The 14,561-nt window shown below is 59.3% G+C and carries 16 protein-coding genes and 1 tRNA gene; 7 read left to right on the forward strand and 10 right to left on the reverse strand.

What is annotated here, in order from left to right; translation table 11 throughout:
- The first annotated feature begins 127 nt into the window (after window positions 1-127).
- Complete coding sequence (locus tag ABTW55_RS06370; protein ID WP_001223964.1) at window positions 128-2,584, forward strand: AAA family ATPase; 2,457 nt, start codon at window positions 128-130, stop codon at window positions 2,582-2,584.
- A gap of 66 nt (window positions 2,585-2,650) precedes the next feature.
- On the opposite strand, the gene radC is transcribed toward ABTW55_RS06370, so the two are convergent.
- The 9 genes from radC to ABTW55_RS06415 all read right to left on the reverse strand — a co-directional run bounded on the left by radC (window position 2,651) and on the right by ABTW55_RS06415 (window position 8,513).
- A complete protein-coding gene (gene radC, locus ABTW55_RS06375; protein WP_003092330.1) occupies window positions 2,651-3,160 on the reverse strand; it encodes a DNA repair protein RadC in 510 nt (169 codons plus the stop codon).
- 351 nt (window positions 3,161-3,511) lie between these two features.
- A complete protein-coding gene (locus ABTW55_RS06380; RefSeq protein ID WP_003092331.1) occupies window positions 3,512-4,576 on the reverse strand; it encodes a YhcG family protein in 1,065 nt (354 codons plus the stop codon).
- Window positions 4,573-5,772, reverse strand: coding sequence for a site-specific integrase (locus ABTW55_RS06385; RefSeq protein WP_001062689.1), 1,200 nt, complete (start codon window positions 5,770-5,772; stop codon window positions 4,573-4,575). Before ABTW55_RS06385 ends, ABTW55_RS06380 begins: the two co-directional genes overlap by 4 nt.
- A gap of 331 nt (window positions 5,773-6,103) precedes the next feature.
- A complete protein-coding gene (locus ABTW55_RS06390) occupies window positions 6,104-6,655 on the reverse strand; it encodes a flavodoxin family protein (protein ID WP_033653217.1) in 552 nt (183 codons plus the stop codon).
- A 446-nt stretch (window positions 6,656-7,101) separates the two neighbouring features.
- On the reverse strand, window positions 7,102-7,245 hold the full coding sequence (locus ABTW55_RS06395; RefSeq protein ID WP_162882640.1) for a hypothetical protein: 144 nt from the start codon (window positions 7,243-7,245) through the stop codon (window positions 7,102-7,104).
- Between the two features lie 109 nt (window positions 7,246-7,354).
- Window positions 7,355-7,681 carry a gamma-glutamylcyclotransferase family protein gene (locus tag ABTW55_RS06400; RefSeq protein ID WP_033647222.1) on the reverse strand — a complete coding sequence of 109 codons (327 nt, stop codon included), beginning with the start codon at window positions 7,679-7,681 and terminating at the stop codon, window positions 7,355-7,357.
- A 132-nt stretch (window positions 7,682-7,813) separates the two neighbouring features.
- A tRNA-Arg gene (locus tag ABTW55_RS06405) sits at window positions 7,814-7,890 on the reverse strand.
- Window positions 7,891-7,986: 96 nt separating this feature from the next.
- Entirely contained in the window at window positions 7,987-8,196 is a 210-nt protein-coding gene (locus ABTW55_RS06410) for a hypothetical protein (protein WP_146224400.1), read from the reverse strand.
- Window positions 8,197-8,303: 107 nt separating this feature from the next.
- On the reverse strand, window positions 8,304-8,513 hold the full coding sequence (locus ABTW55_RS06415; protein ID WP_033637398.1) for a hypothetical protein: 210 nt from the start codon (window positions 8,511-8,513) through the stop codon (window positions 8,304-8,306).
- 205 nt (window positions 8,514-8,718) lie between these two features.
- Here ABTW55_RS06415 and folD point away from each other — a divergent pair, with 205 nt between their 5' ends.
- Window positions 8,719-9,585, forward strand: a complete 867-nt coding sequence (gene folD / locus ABTW55_RS06420) for a bifunctional methylenetetrahydrofolate dehydrogenase/methenyltetrahydrofolate cyclohydrolase FolD (RefSeq protein ID WP_033637396.1) — start codon at window positions 8,719-8,721, stop codon at window positions 9,583-9,585.
- 10 nt (window positions 9,586-9,595) lie between these two features.
- The gene (gene ybcJ / locus ABTW55_RS06425; RefSeq protein ID WP_060420317.1) at window positions 9,596-9,808 is read left to right on the forward strand and encodes a ribosome-associated protein YbcJ; all 213 of its coding nucleotides are present in this window, start codon (window positions 9,596-9,598) and stop codon (window positions 9,806-9,808) included.
- 61 nt (window positions 9,809-9,869) lie between these two features.
- Here the strand turns inward: ybcJ and cysS are convergent, their stop codons facing one another.
- On the reverse strand, window positions 9,870-11,255 hold the full coding sequence (cysS, locus tag ABTW55_RS06430) for a cysteine--tRNA ligase (protein WP_033637393.1): 1,386 nt from the start codon (window positions 11,253-11,255) through the stop codon (window positions 9,870-9,872).
- A gap of 308 nt (window positions 11,256-11,563) precedes the next feature.
- Between cysS and ppiB the strand changes: the two genes are divergently transcribed.
- The 4 genes from ppiB (at window position 11,564) to purK (ending at window position 14,529) form a co-directional block, all read left to right on the forward strand.
- A complete protein-coding gene (gene ppiB / locus ABTW55_RS06435) occupies window positions 11,564-12,058 on the forward strand; it encodes a peptidylprolyl isomerase B (RefSeq protein ID WP_004940183.1) in 495 nt (164 codons plus the stop codon).
- A gap of 10 nt (window positions 12,059-12,068) precedes the next feature.
- A complete protein-coding gene (locus ABTW55_RS06440) occupies window positions 12,069-12,791 on the forward strand; it encodes a UDP-2,3-diacylglucosamine diphosphatase (protein ID WP_047568932.1) in 723 nt (240 codons plus the stop codon).
- A gap of 149 nt (window positions 12,792-12,940) precedes the next feature.
- Window positions 12,941-13,465: a 5-(carboxyamino)imidazole ribonucleotide mutase gene (purE, locus tag ABTW55_RS06445; RefSeq protein ID WP_033653219.1), complete on the forward strand. Its 525-nt coding sequence runs from the start codon at window positions 12,941-12,943 to the stop codon at window positions 13,463-13,465.
- Entirely contained in the window at window positions 13,462-14,529 is a 1,068-nt protein-coding gene (purK, locus tag ABTW55_RS06450) for a 5-(carboxyamino)imidazole ribonucleotide synthase (RefSeq protein WP_043146773.1), read from the forward strand. Before purE ends, purK begins: the two co-directional genes overlap by 4 nt.
- Window positions 14,530-14,561 lie beyond the last annotated feature (32 nt).

Raw genomic sequence — 14,561 nt, forward strand, 5'->3', positions numbered from 1 at the left:
CGGTCGCGGGTAAGGTGATGAAGTCAGGGGAGACGGCTGGACAAGGCAACGGCCATCCCTTTGTGCTGACCGCACGCAAGCGAAGCGCGCAGGCCCGAAGCTGGAAGCCGGGCCGTAGGCGTCAGCGATGCGGAAGGCTGGCGAAGCCAGTCCCGCCAGGGATGAGCGACTAGCGAACCTGGAGCAGCGCGATCCGCGAAGCGGAGACGCAAGAGGACTCTTCGTTTACCATTTGTTTCGCAAGCAAATGATGGGAAAGCAAGAACACGGAGATATAGAGATGATTGTCTGCATCAACCGCCTCAAACAGTTCGGAATCTTCAGCGACTTCAATGGAACGAAGATCCAAAAGTTCGGCCGGTACAACCTGGTCTATGGTTGGAATGGAACAGGCAAGTCAACGTTATCGAATCTATTCTCTTGCTTTGAGCTTCGCTCGATGGTTCCCCGCTTCAGCACGGGCCAATTTTCAGTAGTTCTGGAGGATGGCTCAACGATCACGGAATCCACACTCCACTCATCCCAATTGAATATTCATGTTTTCAATCAACGCTTCGTGCATGAGAACATTGATTGGGACAAATCCGTAAAGAGCATCCTTCTTATTGCGAAAGAGAAGATTGATGACTTGCAGAAGCTGGAGAAGCTGAAGAGCGAGCTTCAGTCGAAAAAGAAGGCTCACGACGACAAGCAAAGCGATATCAAGAAGCAGCGTGAGGCATTAGAGAAGTTCCTGACCAATGCTGCCAAGAAAATGAAGCTTGGACTTCAGGCGATTGATACGAGCGACAGTTATTACTTGAATTACGACCGCCGCAAGCTCTTCAACTTCATACAGAATAACGGCGAGACAATTATCAAGGCGGAGTCGGTTCTTCCAGATGAGAGGGTTATCGACCTTACGAATGCCGCCAAGCCAGATCAGCTTCCAAGCATTGCTTTCGCCTCAACGGCCATTGAGCCGGACTACTTTAAGAAAGCGGCGGGCCGCATCAGAGATTTGATTGGGACTACGGCGGTCAATCAAGCAATCCAGCGGCTGACCGATAACCCGGAAATCCGCGAATGGGTTCAAGCAGGCTTGGAAATCCATAAAAACCACGACTCGCAATCCTGCGAGTTCTGCGGCTCTCCGTTCGCCCAGCTTCGTGCCGAGGCGCTTGCTGCCCACTTCAGCAAGGAGTTCACGGAGTTTCAGAGCCGACTTCAGAACGCGGCGACATGGATTGAATCTCAAGGCGCTCCAGCTAATCAGTTTCCCGCATCGACCGAGTTTTATAAAGAACTATCGGCCGAGGCAGAGAAGCTTCAAAAGGACTACGCAACTGCTGCTGAAAAGATCGACCAGCAAATCGACGCCTGGCGGGAAGCCCTGAAGGCCAAGATCACAGACCCTGGGAAGACAGACATTCAGATCTCGGATGTGGTTGAAGACGATGTCACCAATTTCAATGACATCCTGAAATCGATTGTTGCTCTCGTTGGAAAGCACAACAATAAGACTTCAAATTTCAAATCTGAGACCTCAAAAAGCAAGGTGGCACTGGAGCTTCACTTTGCTGCGGCTGAGGTGCAAGAGTTTGACTATGCTGGAAGTGAGAAGAAGTGCAATGACCTTGAGTCAGAAGCAAAGAACGACCATAAGGAAATTGAAAAAATTAGTCTAGAGGTCGGAGCCATAGAAGCGGCGCTCTCGAATGAAACGGTCGGGGCAAAGGAGTTCAATGACATCCTGCATCGCTTCATTGGCCGCTCTGAGCTTTGCCTGAACTTCAATCAGAAGAAGAAAGGCTATGAGATCATCAGAAACGGGGTTGGTGAGCACGATGGGAATTTGAGCGAAGGTGAGAAAACTGCGATTGCATTTGTCTATTTCATCACGAAGCTCAAAGAAAATGGAAATAACATCAAGGATACGATCGTCGTCGTTGACGATCCGGTCTCAAGCTTTGATTCTAATCACTTGTTTCACGCCTACTCGTTTTTGAGAACGCAATGCACTGAAGCCAAGCAACTTTTTGTGCTGACTCACAACTTCACTTACTTTAAGCTAGTGAGAGACTGGTTCACTGGCACCAATAGGAATCGAGTCAAAAAAGGCAACGCCGAGAATTGCTTCTTTTATCGCCTGGATGCGCCACCTGGCTCCCCTCGTCACTCCCTACTTGTGGATGCCGACGACTCACTCAAGAACTACGGTTCCGAGTACCACTATATCTTCAAGAAGCTCTACGAATATAGGGCGCACACAACACTCAATCGAGATGAGGCGTTCTTGACCGCCAACCTCGCCCGAAAGCTTGTTGAATCGTTTTTCACCTTCAAATATCCAAGGCGTCGAAGCGACATTAGTCAATTGATGGAGGCTGGCCTAAAAGATTGCACCATCACGACACCAGAGCTTAAAGAAAAAATCTACCGCTTTATCAATAAGTATTCACATAGCGACGTTATTGAGATAACAGAGGAATCCGCAGAAAACTTGGCAGGCGAAAGCCACAGCGTCATCGGGAACATCTTCCAGTGGCTGGAAGAGGTGGACAAGAAACATTACGACGAGATGATTCAGGTTGCGACGGCCTGAGCATCAGGCCGCGAGGGCCATAGCTATGCCACCAGGCGCAGCAAAAAGGGGCCGAAGCCCCTTGGGCTAGATCAGCCCATGCTCGGCGAACGATGCCGTTTCGTTGCCCGCAACGATGATGTGATCGAGCACGCGCACGTCCACCAGACCCAACGCTTCCTTGAGCCGCTGGGTCAGCGCCCGGTCAGCCGCGCTCGGCTCGGGGTTTCCGCTCGGATGGTTGTGCGAAACGACGACCGCCGCCGCATTGAGCCGCAGCGCCTCCTTGACCACTTCGCGCGGATACACCGACGCACCGTCAATAGTGCCGTGGAACATCTCCCTGTATTCGATCAGACGATGGCGCGTATCCATGAACAGCACTACGAACACCTCATGCTCGAAGCTGGCCAACTTTGTACGCAAGTATTCCTTGACCGCCGCCGGCGAAGTGAACTCTGCTCCGCGCCGCATTTTCCGGTCAATGACCTGGCGCGCAGCTTCCAGAATGTCGTCGGCCGATGCCGGTAGATAGCGCCCGTGCGCGTCGCGCACCAGCAGACAGGAATCGAACGAGGGAAAGGACAGTTGCGACATGATCGTGCTCCGGTTGCTCGGGCGGAATTGCCCGGAACCGGCGGCAGCACGGCGCAGCGCAAGCAGTCAGGGGTCGCAGACGGCCGCCAGGACGCAAGCGCGCATGGCGCGCGCCGCCCTTGACGGCGAGAACGCCGTGATACGGTGAAGGGAACAGCAAGACCGCCCACACCCGCCCACTGCACAGAGTCGATTTTTGGCAAGCGGAGCGCGCAGGCCCGGATCAACGAGCCGGGACGGAGGCGTCAGTGATGGAAGCCCGACAGGGGCGAGACTCGCGCAGCGAAGCTCGATGCGCAGCACGACAGCGCGACGGCGGCACGCCGGGACGCCCGACTGCTTGGGACAGGACTACTCGTTGTCCGTCTTGCGCTGCTCGATTTGCAACTGCGCCCGTTGCGTTGCCTGTTGCAGCCGCTCCACCAGCACGCCCCTCGGCGGCAAGGCGGTCAGATACTCGGCAACGTGGATGCCGGACTTGTCCAGCTCCAGCAATTCGATCTGCTCGCGCTTCTTGCCGGTGCAAAGGATGATCCCGAGCGGCGAGGCTTCCTCCGGCTCCCGTTCGTGCTTGTCTAGCCACCGAAGGTAAAGCTCCATCTGCCCTTTGTAGGCCGCCTTGAAGTCACCTACCTTCAACTCCACCGCAACCAGCCGCCGCAGCTTGCGGTTGTAGAACAGAAGGTCAAGGTGGAAATCCTCGTCGTCGATCGGAATGCGCTTCTGCCGGGCGACGAATGAGAAGCCCGCGCCCAGCTCCAGCAGGAAGGACTCCATTTCACGGATGATCGCCGCTTCCAAGTCGCCTTCCTGCCAAGTGTCCCGCAGGCCCAGGAAGTCGAGGATGTACGGGTCGCGCATGACCAGGGCCGGCGACATGCGCTGCGCATCGCGCAGGGTCGCCAACTCCTGCGCTATGGTTTCTTCCGGCTTTTGGGAAAGCGCCGTGCGCTCGTACAGCATCGAGTCGATACGCTCGCGCAGCGTCCGCACGCTCCAGCGTTGGGTGCTGGCCATCTGTGCGTAGTAGTCCCGCTGGAGCGGGTCTTTCAGCGGCATCAGGGCGATGAAGTGCGTCCAGCTCAATTCTCGTATCAGTGATACGAGAATTCGCTCGTCGGGGAAGGTGGCGGCGAACTGCACCATGCGGCGCAAGTTCTGCTCTGCAAAGCTGCTGCCGTACTCCTCCACCAACTGCGCAGCCAAGGTGGGCAGAACTTCCTTGCCGTAGGCGCCCCGGCGCCTGTCCAAGACCTGCGTGTGGATGCGTTGGCCGATGCGCCAGTAGAGCATCGTAAGCTCGCTATTCACCGTCGAGGCGGCGCGCAAGCGCGCCGCCTCGATCAGTGCCCGAATGTCGCCCAGCAGCGCCGCGGGCGCTGCGAGCGATGCTGCTGATGGCCGGCGCCCGTTCATGCCACCGCCTCCGCAAGCTGCCGCGCGCCCGTGATGGCTTGGCGGCGGCTGGCCACCAGCTCGGCCGCCTCGCGCACCGGCTTGTCCTCGGTGTGGACGTAGTGCATGAACATCGCCACGGTCTTGTGGCCCGTCAGCTTCATTCCCACTTTGGTCGGCACACCGGAATTGGCAATGTCGGTGGTCGAGCGATGACGGATGCCGTGCGTGCCTACGTGCGGCACGCTGGCGGCCTTGAGCGTCCGGCACCAGCCGCCATAGTGCTCGCCAAAGGTCAGGTGCTTGGCCGGGTCGTTCGGCGACGGCAGGACGTAAGGGCAGCCTTCCAGACGCGGCGCCGTCGAAAGCAGCCGATAGGCTTCCTCGCTCATGGGCTTGGAAATGCCGCCAACCTTGCTGTCGGGCCACACCACGCGCCGGTTCTCGAAGTCCAGCCAGCTCCATTCGAGCGGGCAGATTTCGGAGCGCCGCGCCGCAAACTCGAATTGCAGCCGGATCGCCAACGGGATGACGTAGTTCTCCAGCCCCTCCGCCTCCAGTTTCTCCAACTGGCGGAAGATCCGCACCATTTCCTCGTCCACGATGAGCCGGGTTTCCTTGCCCGGCGGGTACATCGGGACGTGGCGGCACGGATTCGTGCCGTCCGGGCGGAAGCCCCAGACTTCGGCCAAGTTGAACATCTTGCGCAGCACGCCGAAGGTCTTGTTGGCCTCGGTCGGCTTGTAGGCCAGCTTTTCCATGAGCCCCGCAATGTCGGGCCGCTTCACGTCATGCACCTTCTTGCGGCCCAGCAGCGGGATGATGTTGCGGTCGATGACGCCCTGGTAGCCGTCCTGCGTGCTGACCTTGTTGCGCTTCTTGGAGTAGTCCTCCATGAACTTTTTGCACAACTCGGCCATCGTGGGCGCCTTGCGCGCCTCGGCCTTGGCACCGCCGGGATCACCACCCCGGCGAACCTCGGCCAGCCAGTCCTGCGCTTTGACCCGCGCCTGTTCGACGGTTAGCTCCCCGTAGAGTCCCAGCGAGGGCTTGCGGGGCTGGCCAGAGTTCGTGCGGTACTGGAGCATGAACACCCGGCGTCCCGTCGAGGTAATCTTGCAAAGGAAGCCGGGCACGACGGTATCCCGTAGTTCGATGTCCTTCGCCTGGGGTTGCGCCGACTCTACGGCGGTCTTGGTGAGCTTGATCTTTGCCATGATGACTCCTTGGAACGACCCGGATTCCAGGAGCCAGATAGGAGCGGCGCGAGGGAGAACCGGGTCAAGTTTCAGAAAGCACCGGCATATGATGGAAGCGCGTAAGCTATTGATAAACCTGCTGTATCGGGCTACGTCGCAGTCCAGCGAACTACCGGGCTGGAGTCATCGTGAAACAAAAAACCCGGCCTAGGAACCGGGAATATTTGTACGAAATGCAGTGTTAGCCCAAGCAGGCTAATAACATTTCGCAGCTTACACGCCAATTGTGCAGAGAAAATGAACGCGGCGTCCGCTCAACCGCACCGCCGCCCTCTCTGCACGGAAGGGCTTACGCCAGTTTGGCGGCAAAGCCCGCTACGCGCTGGCCATAGAGCTTGGCGGTCGCCAGATCGCCCGACAGCATCTCATCCACGCCGGCATCCGCCGGGGTCTGCACCAGCAGCCCCACCGAACCGCCCAGGTTATTGACGTCGGTGCGCTGCGCCGATTTGGTGTTGGCCGGCATCAGCCCCAGGCTGACCCACAGGCCGCCATGTTGTGAAGCCAGCGTCTGCAGCGCGATCAGCGTTACCTGCTTGTCGCCGTTCAGGCTGGCGCTGTTGGTAAAGCCGCCGAACACTTTGTCTTGCCACTTGCGGCCGAACCAGGCCTTGGAGCTGGCGTCGGCGAATTTCTTGAACTGCCACGACGGGCCGCCCATATAGGTCGGCGAACCAAAGATGATGGCGTCCGCCTCATCCAGCGTCTGCCAGGCTTCGTCGCTGATATCGCCGTTCTGATCGATGGCGATTAGTTCCGCCCCGGCGCCTTCCGCCACGACTTTCGCCAAACGCTCGGTATGGCCGTAGCCGGAATGAAACACCACTACTGTCTTCGCCATAGAAATTCTCCACTCATTGCACAAAGACGCCGACGGCGCCCCTCTCGCGTTCAATCTAATCAAGCGCGCAGCGGCTGAATACCAAATAAAACTGACGGTGTTATTCAAAAAAATCGCGTTACTCTGCCAGGCATGCGCAGATAAAAAAAATCCCGCGCAAGGCGGGATAAACTTAACAGGGATGGGGTAATACACTACAGGGAATGGATAACACACAACATCATCGGGTAGAGCTACAGTACCAATCCCAATGTATAGAACTGTCATCCCCGCGTAAGTTTGCTCGGCCAGATGTAACGCCGAATGGGAAATATGACATTTTTCTCAACGCACCACGAACAGGCGCGACTCGAAACCGCCGCTCTTGAAGGTGCCGGTATTGCCCCCCCGGCGACGAACGGCCGAAGTTCGAAAATCGGCGCAATCAGCGCGGCGCCGCACGGCCCTCAGCGGATTTCAACAGTGATATCCGGGTAAGCTTGCTCGCCGTCGCTGAGGTAATGCCCCAACGCCCGGTAAGCCATAACGTACAGCACGGCGGCGGCGCACAGGCACAGCAAGGTCACAAGCAGGAATCTGGATTTGCGCACGATAGGCTCCGTGGAGAAATTTTCGCCTATTGTAGCGCGGCAAAATAAACGAAGGTTCAATTGCCGGCGGGTCAAGCGCCTCGCACTCATTCGGCGAGGCGGCTTCATATCATTTCTTCAGCATGTAGATAAACGAATCGACGGTTTCGCCGCCGGCGGTGGTGACGCTGACCGCCACTCGTTCATAACCCTCACCTTCAAACGCATCGAGAGTCGGCCAGTGGTTGACGAGGTTAGCTGAACGGAACAGAAACCCGTTCACCCGATTGCCACTGTTATCCAGCACGATGCCCGGGTAGCCCATCTCGGCGCCCCAGCCTTCGTTAAGCAGCGAGCCGCCGACGCTACCCTCTTCCCAGCTGCCGCCGATGGCTTCCATAATGTGCGCGTTGGGCCTGCCCGGCCCCAGGGTGCCGTAAACGAATAAGCTTTGCATTTTTCTCTCTACTACTCACTGAAAGTTAACGCATGAACATAGCATGACGTTCAGCGGCGAGCCAACGGGAGTACGGGTAGCGCAGTCGAGTTTTCAAGGGAACAAGTAGGGGGAAGAAAATCAAGGGAGTAATGGCACGCCCTATAGGATTCGAACCTATGACCTACGGCTTAGAAGGCCGTTGCTCTATCCAACTGAGCTAAGGGCGCATTGAGATGCGGCAACCTGCGGCTGCGGGTTGGGATTATACGGTCAGAGGTTAGCGAGTCAATGCCTTTTCATGGCGTTACGGCGGCGGCCGTGCTTTATGGCGTTTTTTCCGCCAGCGCCCGCGCGGCGAGGGTTCCCGTCAACCGGGCGCCGCCATGCTGAGCCAGGCTGAGGCCTACGTAAATCGGCGCGCGCTCAGCCCCTTGCCGCCCACCGCCCCGCCGCAGGCAAAGGCGGGCGGACTGCACCACTGCGGCGATGTCCCCCCAATCGGCATGCTCAACCACCCGCGCGTTGCAGGTCATCTCCCCCCTTTCCCCCAGTGTTGCGTCGGGGCGTGCGCTGTTTAAAGAAGCCTGGCTCCCCGATGCCCAAACCAGCAACAGCGCGCAGCCTGTCCAGGCACAGCCTTTCATGCGCACAGCTTCCGCCACAGGGCGCTCAGGCGCGCCCGCCACGACGGCGCTCCTTCATGCTTGCCGAGCCGATGCAGCGCGGTGAGTTGCGCGCTGTCCGCCGGATGCAGCGAAGAATCGAACACCGTTTCCCCTATGCGTTTAGGCTCCGCCGGTTGCTCGTCAGGCTGATGATGCAACGGGTAAAGCCGGGTTATCGCCCTCATGAGCCTGCCCTCTTTCGCCCTGTGAACGGCCCCAGCGTATCCAAGTGCCGGTAAAAATGGCGTAGAGGATCCTGAGGCCAGCATAAAAAAAGCGTAAATCGGCGTCGGCAACGGCCGCGAGGGTGATTCTGCGCCTGACAGCGCGCTCAGCTTCTGCCAGAATAGCGGCATCCCCGCTTTTCTTAATTGATGGATTTCCACACTGATGTCAGCAAAGATTATTGATGGTAAAACGATTGCGCAGCAGGTTAGAAACGAAGTGGCTGAGCAAGTGAAACAACGTCTGGCGGCCGGCAAACGCGCCCCAGGGCTGGCGGTTGTGCTGGTCGGCGAGAACCCGGCTTCGCAAATTTACGTCGCCAGCAAGCGCCGCGCCTGCGATGAAGTCGGCTTCCTTTCCCGCTCCTACGACCTGCCCGCTGCCACCAGTGAAGCCGAGCTGCTAGCGTTGATCGACCAGCTGAATGCCGATCAGGAAATCGACGGCATTCTGGTGCAGCTGCCGCTGCCGGCCGGCATCGATAACGTCAAGGTGCTGGAACGCATCCACCCGGACAAAGACGTCGACGGCTTCCACCCGTACAACGTCGGCCGCCTGTGCCAACGCGCCCCTAAGCTGCGCCCGTGCACGCCGCGCGGCATCGTCACCCTGCTGGAGCGTTATAACATCGATACCTACGGCCTGAACGCCGTGGTGGTCGGCGCCTCCAACATCGTCGGCCGCCCGATGAGCATGGAGCTGCTGCTGGCCGGCTGCACCACCACCGTCACCCACCGCTTCACCAAGAATCTGCGTCATCACGTCGAGAACGCCGATCTGCTGGTGGTGGCGGTCGGCAAACCGGGCTTCATCCCGGGCGACTGGATCAAACCGGGTGCCATCGTGGTGGACGTCGGCATCAACCGTCTGGAAAGCGGTAAAGTGGTCGGCGATGTCGATTTCGACGCCGCCAGCGAGCGCGCCGCCTACATCACCCCGGTGCCGGGTGGCGTTGGCCCGATGACCGTTGCTACACTGATCCAAAATACCTTGCAGGCCTGCGAGGAATATCACGACGTTCAACCTAAATAAGTAAGGCAGTATGGAAATTTTCAATCTGGACAATCATCCCCACGTCGAACTGTGCGATCTGCTGAAGTTCCAGGGCTGGAGTGAAAGCGGCGGCGCCGCCAAAGAAGTCATCGCTGAAGGGCAGGTGAAAGTCGACGGCAAGGTCGAAACCCGCAAGCGCTGCAAGATCGTCGCCGATCAGGTGGTGGAGTTCAACGGCGGCAAGGTCATGGTTAAACCCTGACCCGCAGCCATAGAAAAAGGCGCTGAATTCAGCGCCTTTTTTGTTTTTCCCTGCGGCTGGATTACTTACGGCGCCAGGTGGTGCCCTGCGGGCCGTCTTCCAGCACGATGTTCATCTCGTTCAACCGATCGCGGGCGGCATCCGCCAGCGCCCAATCCTTCGCGGCGCGCGCTTCGTTACGCTGTTTGATCAGCGCTTCGATCTCCGCCACTTCGCCGTCGTCAACCTGAGCGCCCCCTTGCAGGAACTGCTCCGGCTCCTGCTGCAGCAGGCCGAGCACCTTCGCCAGCTTGCGCAGTTCCGCCGCCATGCCGTTGGCCGCTGCCATATCTTCACCCTTGAGGCGGTTAACCTCGCGCGCCAGATCGAACAGCGCCGAGTAGGCTTCCGGGGTGTTGAAGTCGTCGTCCATCGCTTCGCGGAAGCGGGCTTCGAACGCTTCGCCGCCGGCCGGCGCGGCGTCGGCGTCGGTGCCGCGCAGCGCGGTATAGAGGCGCTCCAGCGCGGTACGCGCCTGTTTGAGGTTCTCTTCGCTGTAGTTCAGCTGGCTGCGATAGTGGCCGGACATCAGGAAGTAACGCACCGTCTCCGCATCGTAATGGCCGAGCACGTCGCGGATGGTGAAGAAGTTATCCAGCGATTTGGACATCTTCTCTTTGTCGATCATCACCATGCCGGAGTGCATCCAGTAATTGACGTACGGGCCGTCGTGGGCGCAGCTCGACTGTGCGATCTCATTCTCGTGGTGCGGGAACATCAGATCGGAACCGCCGCCGTGAATGTCGAAGTGGGTGCCCAGCTGTTTGCAGTTCATGGCGGAGCATTCGATGTGCCAGCCCGGACGGCCCGGCCCCCACGGCGACTGCCAGCTCGGCTCGCCCGGCTTGGACATCTTCCACAGCACGAAGTCCATCGGATTGCGCTTCACGTCGTCGATCTCCACGCGCGCGCCGGCCTGCAGCTGATCCAGATCCTGACGCGACAGCAGCCCGTATTGCGGATCGCTGTCGATGGAGAACATCACGTCGCCGTTGCTGGCCACGTAGGCGTGATCGCGATCGATAAGGCGCTGGGTGATCTCGATGATCTCGGCGATGTGCTGGGTCGCGCGCGGCTCTTGATCCGGGCGATCGATCAGCAGCGCGTCGAAGTCGGCGTGCATTTCCGCCAGCATGCGTTCGGTCAGCTGGTCGCAGGTCTCATGATTTTCCGCCGCGCGGCGGATGATTTTGTCGTCCACGTCGGTGACGTTGCGCACGTAGTTCAGCGAATAGCCGAGGTAGCGCAGGTAACGCGCCACCACGTCGAAAGCGACAAAGGTACGACCGTGCCCGATGTGACACAGGTCATAGATGGTTACCCCGCACACGTACATGCCCACTTTCCCGGCATGAATGGGTTTGAATTCCTCTTTTTGACGACTCAGGGTATTAAAAATCTTTAGCATCGGGAGATTCCGTGGTGTGCGTGATAACAAAAAAGATAACCGGGCTTCAGGTTTCCGCCCGGTAGCGTATTGAAACCTGAAGCCTGATCTATTGCAAGGTTAAGGCCATGCTTTGCTGATTTCACGCGAATAAAATGCGCGAAATTCGGCGGCCGGCGCAATTGTTATAATATAACACAAATGCGATTACCACAGACAGTGCGCGGTTGAGCCGCTGCTGACTCGCTGGGGCGGATATGTTATAAGGGCGGTCTGAATGTTCACTCGCTTTACGTGACGTCTCACTTCACCTTGTTAGGATTAAAACTATGGTTACTTTCCACACCAATCACGGCGATATCGTTATCAAGACCTTTGCTGACAAAGCGCCGGTTACCGTTGAAAACTTCCTGAACTACTGCCGCGCCGGTTTCTACGACAACACCATCTTCCACCGTGTGATCAACGGCTTCATGATCCAGGGCGGCGGTTTCGAGCCGGGCATGAACCAGAAAGCGACCAACGCGACCATCAAAAACGAAGCCAACAACGGTCTGAAAAACACCATCGGCACCCTGGCAATGGCGCGCACCAACGATCCGCACTCCGCCACCGCACAGTTCTTCATCAACGTGGCTGACAACGACTTCCTGAACTTCCGCGGCGAAAACGTGCAGGGCTGGGGCTACTGCGTGTTTGCTGAAGTGGTTGAAGGCATGGACGTGGTCAACAAGATCAAAGGCGTGAAAACCGGCCGCAGCGGTATGCACCAGGACGTACCGGTAGAAGACGTGGTGATCAACAGCGTGACCGTCAGCGAGTAATCGCGGCTGCATGAGTACGCTGTTCATCGCAGATCTGCACTTGTGCGCACAGGAACCGGCAATCACTGCCGGTTTTCTGCGTTTTTTACGGCGCGAAGCGGTGCACGCCGACGCGCTGTACATCCTTGGCGACCTGTTTGAAGCCTGGATCGGCGACGACGATCCCGAGCCGCTGCACGCGGAGATCGCCGCGGCGCTGAAAGCGCTGCAACAGGCCGGCGTGCCCTGCTACTTCATCCACGGCAACCGCGATTTTCTGCTCGGCAAGCGCTTCGCCCGCGCCAGCGGCATGCAGCTGCTGCCGGAAGAGAAAGTGCTGGAGCTGTACGGCCGCAGGATCCTGATCCTGCACGGCGACACCCTGTGCACCGACGATCACGCCTATCAGCAATTCCGCCGTAAAGTGCACAACCCGCTGATTCAAAAATTGTTCCTGGCGCTGCCGCTGCGCTGGCGATTGAAGATCGCCGCCAAAATGCGCGCCCGCAGCCAGCAATCCAACCAGGACAAGTCGGAAGCCATCATGGACGTCAACCCGCAGGCGGTCGAGCAAACCATGCTGCGCCACGACGTGCACTGGATGATCCACGGCCATACCCATCGCCCGGCGGTGCACCGGCTGGCGTTGAGCAACGGCGAAGCCCATCGCGCGGTGCTGGGGGCCTGGCACGTCGAAGGATCGATGATCAAAGTCAGCGCCGACGCCGTCGAGCTGATCCAATTCCCATTCTGAATTCCGGACTGGCGCGCGAGTGAAAATTCGCGCTTTTGACGGTGAAAACCGGCGACGCAACCGTTTTCCTCGCCGTGCGCTCATGGTATGCTCTACGCCCTCATTCGGCCCTCAGCCGACGCCAGACAAATCACAGGAGCCTTACACCCATGGGAGCCAACGCCGCTTCAGCCGCCACTACCGGGGCGAAAATCGCAATTGTAATGGGATCGAAAAGTGACTGGGCCACCATGCAGTTCGCCGCCGAAGTCCTGACCCAGCTCGATGTCCCCTTCCATGTCGAAGTCGTTTCCGCCCACCGCACGCCGGACAAGCTGTTCAGCTTCGCCGAGCAGGCTACCGCCAACGGTTTTGACGTGATCATCGCCGGCGCCGGCGGTGCGGCGCACCTGCCGGGCATGCTGGCGGCGAAAACCCTGGTGCCGGTGCTGGGTGTGCCGGTGCAAAGCGCCGCGCTGAGCGGCGTAGACAGCCTGTACTCCATCGTGCAGATGCCGCGCGGCATTCCGGTGGGCACGCTGGCGATCGGTAAAGCCGGCGCCGCCAACGCCGGGCTGTTGGCGATGCAGATCCTGGCGCTGCACGACGCCGCGCTGGCGCAGCGTTTGGCGGACTGGCGTCAGGCGCAGACCGAAGACGTCTTGAACCACCCCGATCCGCGGGAGGATGCATGAAGCCGGTTTGCGTACTGGGCAATGGCCAGCTGGGGCGCATGCTGCGCCAGGCAGGAGAACCGCTGGGCATCGCCGTTTACCCTGTCGGCATCGATGCCGAGCCCGAAGCGGTGCCGTATCAGAACAGCGTCATTACCGCCGAGATCGAACGCTGGCCGGAAACCGCGCTGACGCGCGAGCTGGCGACCCACAGCGCCTTCGTCAACCGCGACATTTTCCCGCGCCTGGCGGATCGCCTGACGCAAAAACAGCTGCTCGATCAGCTCGGCCTGGCGACCGCGCCGTGGCAGCTGCTGGCGAGCGCCGCCGAATGGCCGCAGGTATTCGCTTCGCTGGGCGAGCTGGCGATCGTCAAACGCCGGGTCGGCGGTTATGACGGCCGCGGCCAGTGGCGCTTGCGCCCGGGGCAGGAAGCCGAACTGCCGGCCGATGCCTATGGCGAGTGCATCGTCGAGCAAGGCATCAATTTCTCCGGCGAAGTGTCGCTGGTGGGCGCGCGCGGCCACGACGGCCGTTCGGTATTCTACCCGCTGACCCACAACCTGCATGAAGACGGCATCCTGCGCACCAGCGTGGCGCTGCCGCAGCCCAACCCGGCGCTGCAGCAACAGGCCGAGCAGATGCTGGCGGCGATCCTGAACGAGCTGAACTACGTCGGCGTGATGGCGATGGAGTGCTTTATCGTCGGCGATCGGCTGCTGATCAACGAACTGGCGCCGCGCGTGCACAACAGCGGCCACTGGACGCAAAACGGCGCGTCCATCAGCCAGTTCGAGCTGCACCTGCGCGCCATTCTCGGCCTGCCGTTGCCGCAGCCGGTGGTGAGCACGCCGTCGGTGATGGTCAACCTGATCGGCACCGCCGTCAACGAACAGTGGCTGTCGCTGCCGCTGGTGCATCTGCACTGGTATGAGAAAGAGGTGCGCCCGGGCCGCAAGGTCGGCCATCTCAATCTGAACGACCCGAGCGCCGCCGATCTGCGCCAGGCGCTGCAGGCGCTGGCGCCGCTGCTGCCGGGCGAATACCAAAGCGGGCTGGCCTGGGCGCAGCAGAAGCTGGCTTAACGGTTTAAGCCGCCGAAAAAGAAGAAGGTTCA

The sequence above is a fragment of the Serratia sp. SM04 genome (assembly GCF_040280225.1).
Taxonomy (GTDB): domain Bacteria; phylum Pseudomonadota; class Gammaproteobacteria; order Enterobacterales; family Enterobacteriaceae; genus Serratia; species Serratia sarumanii.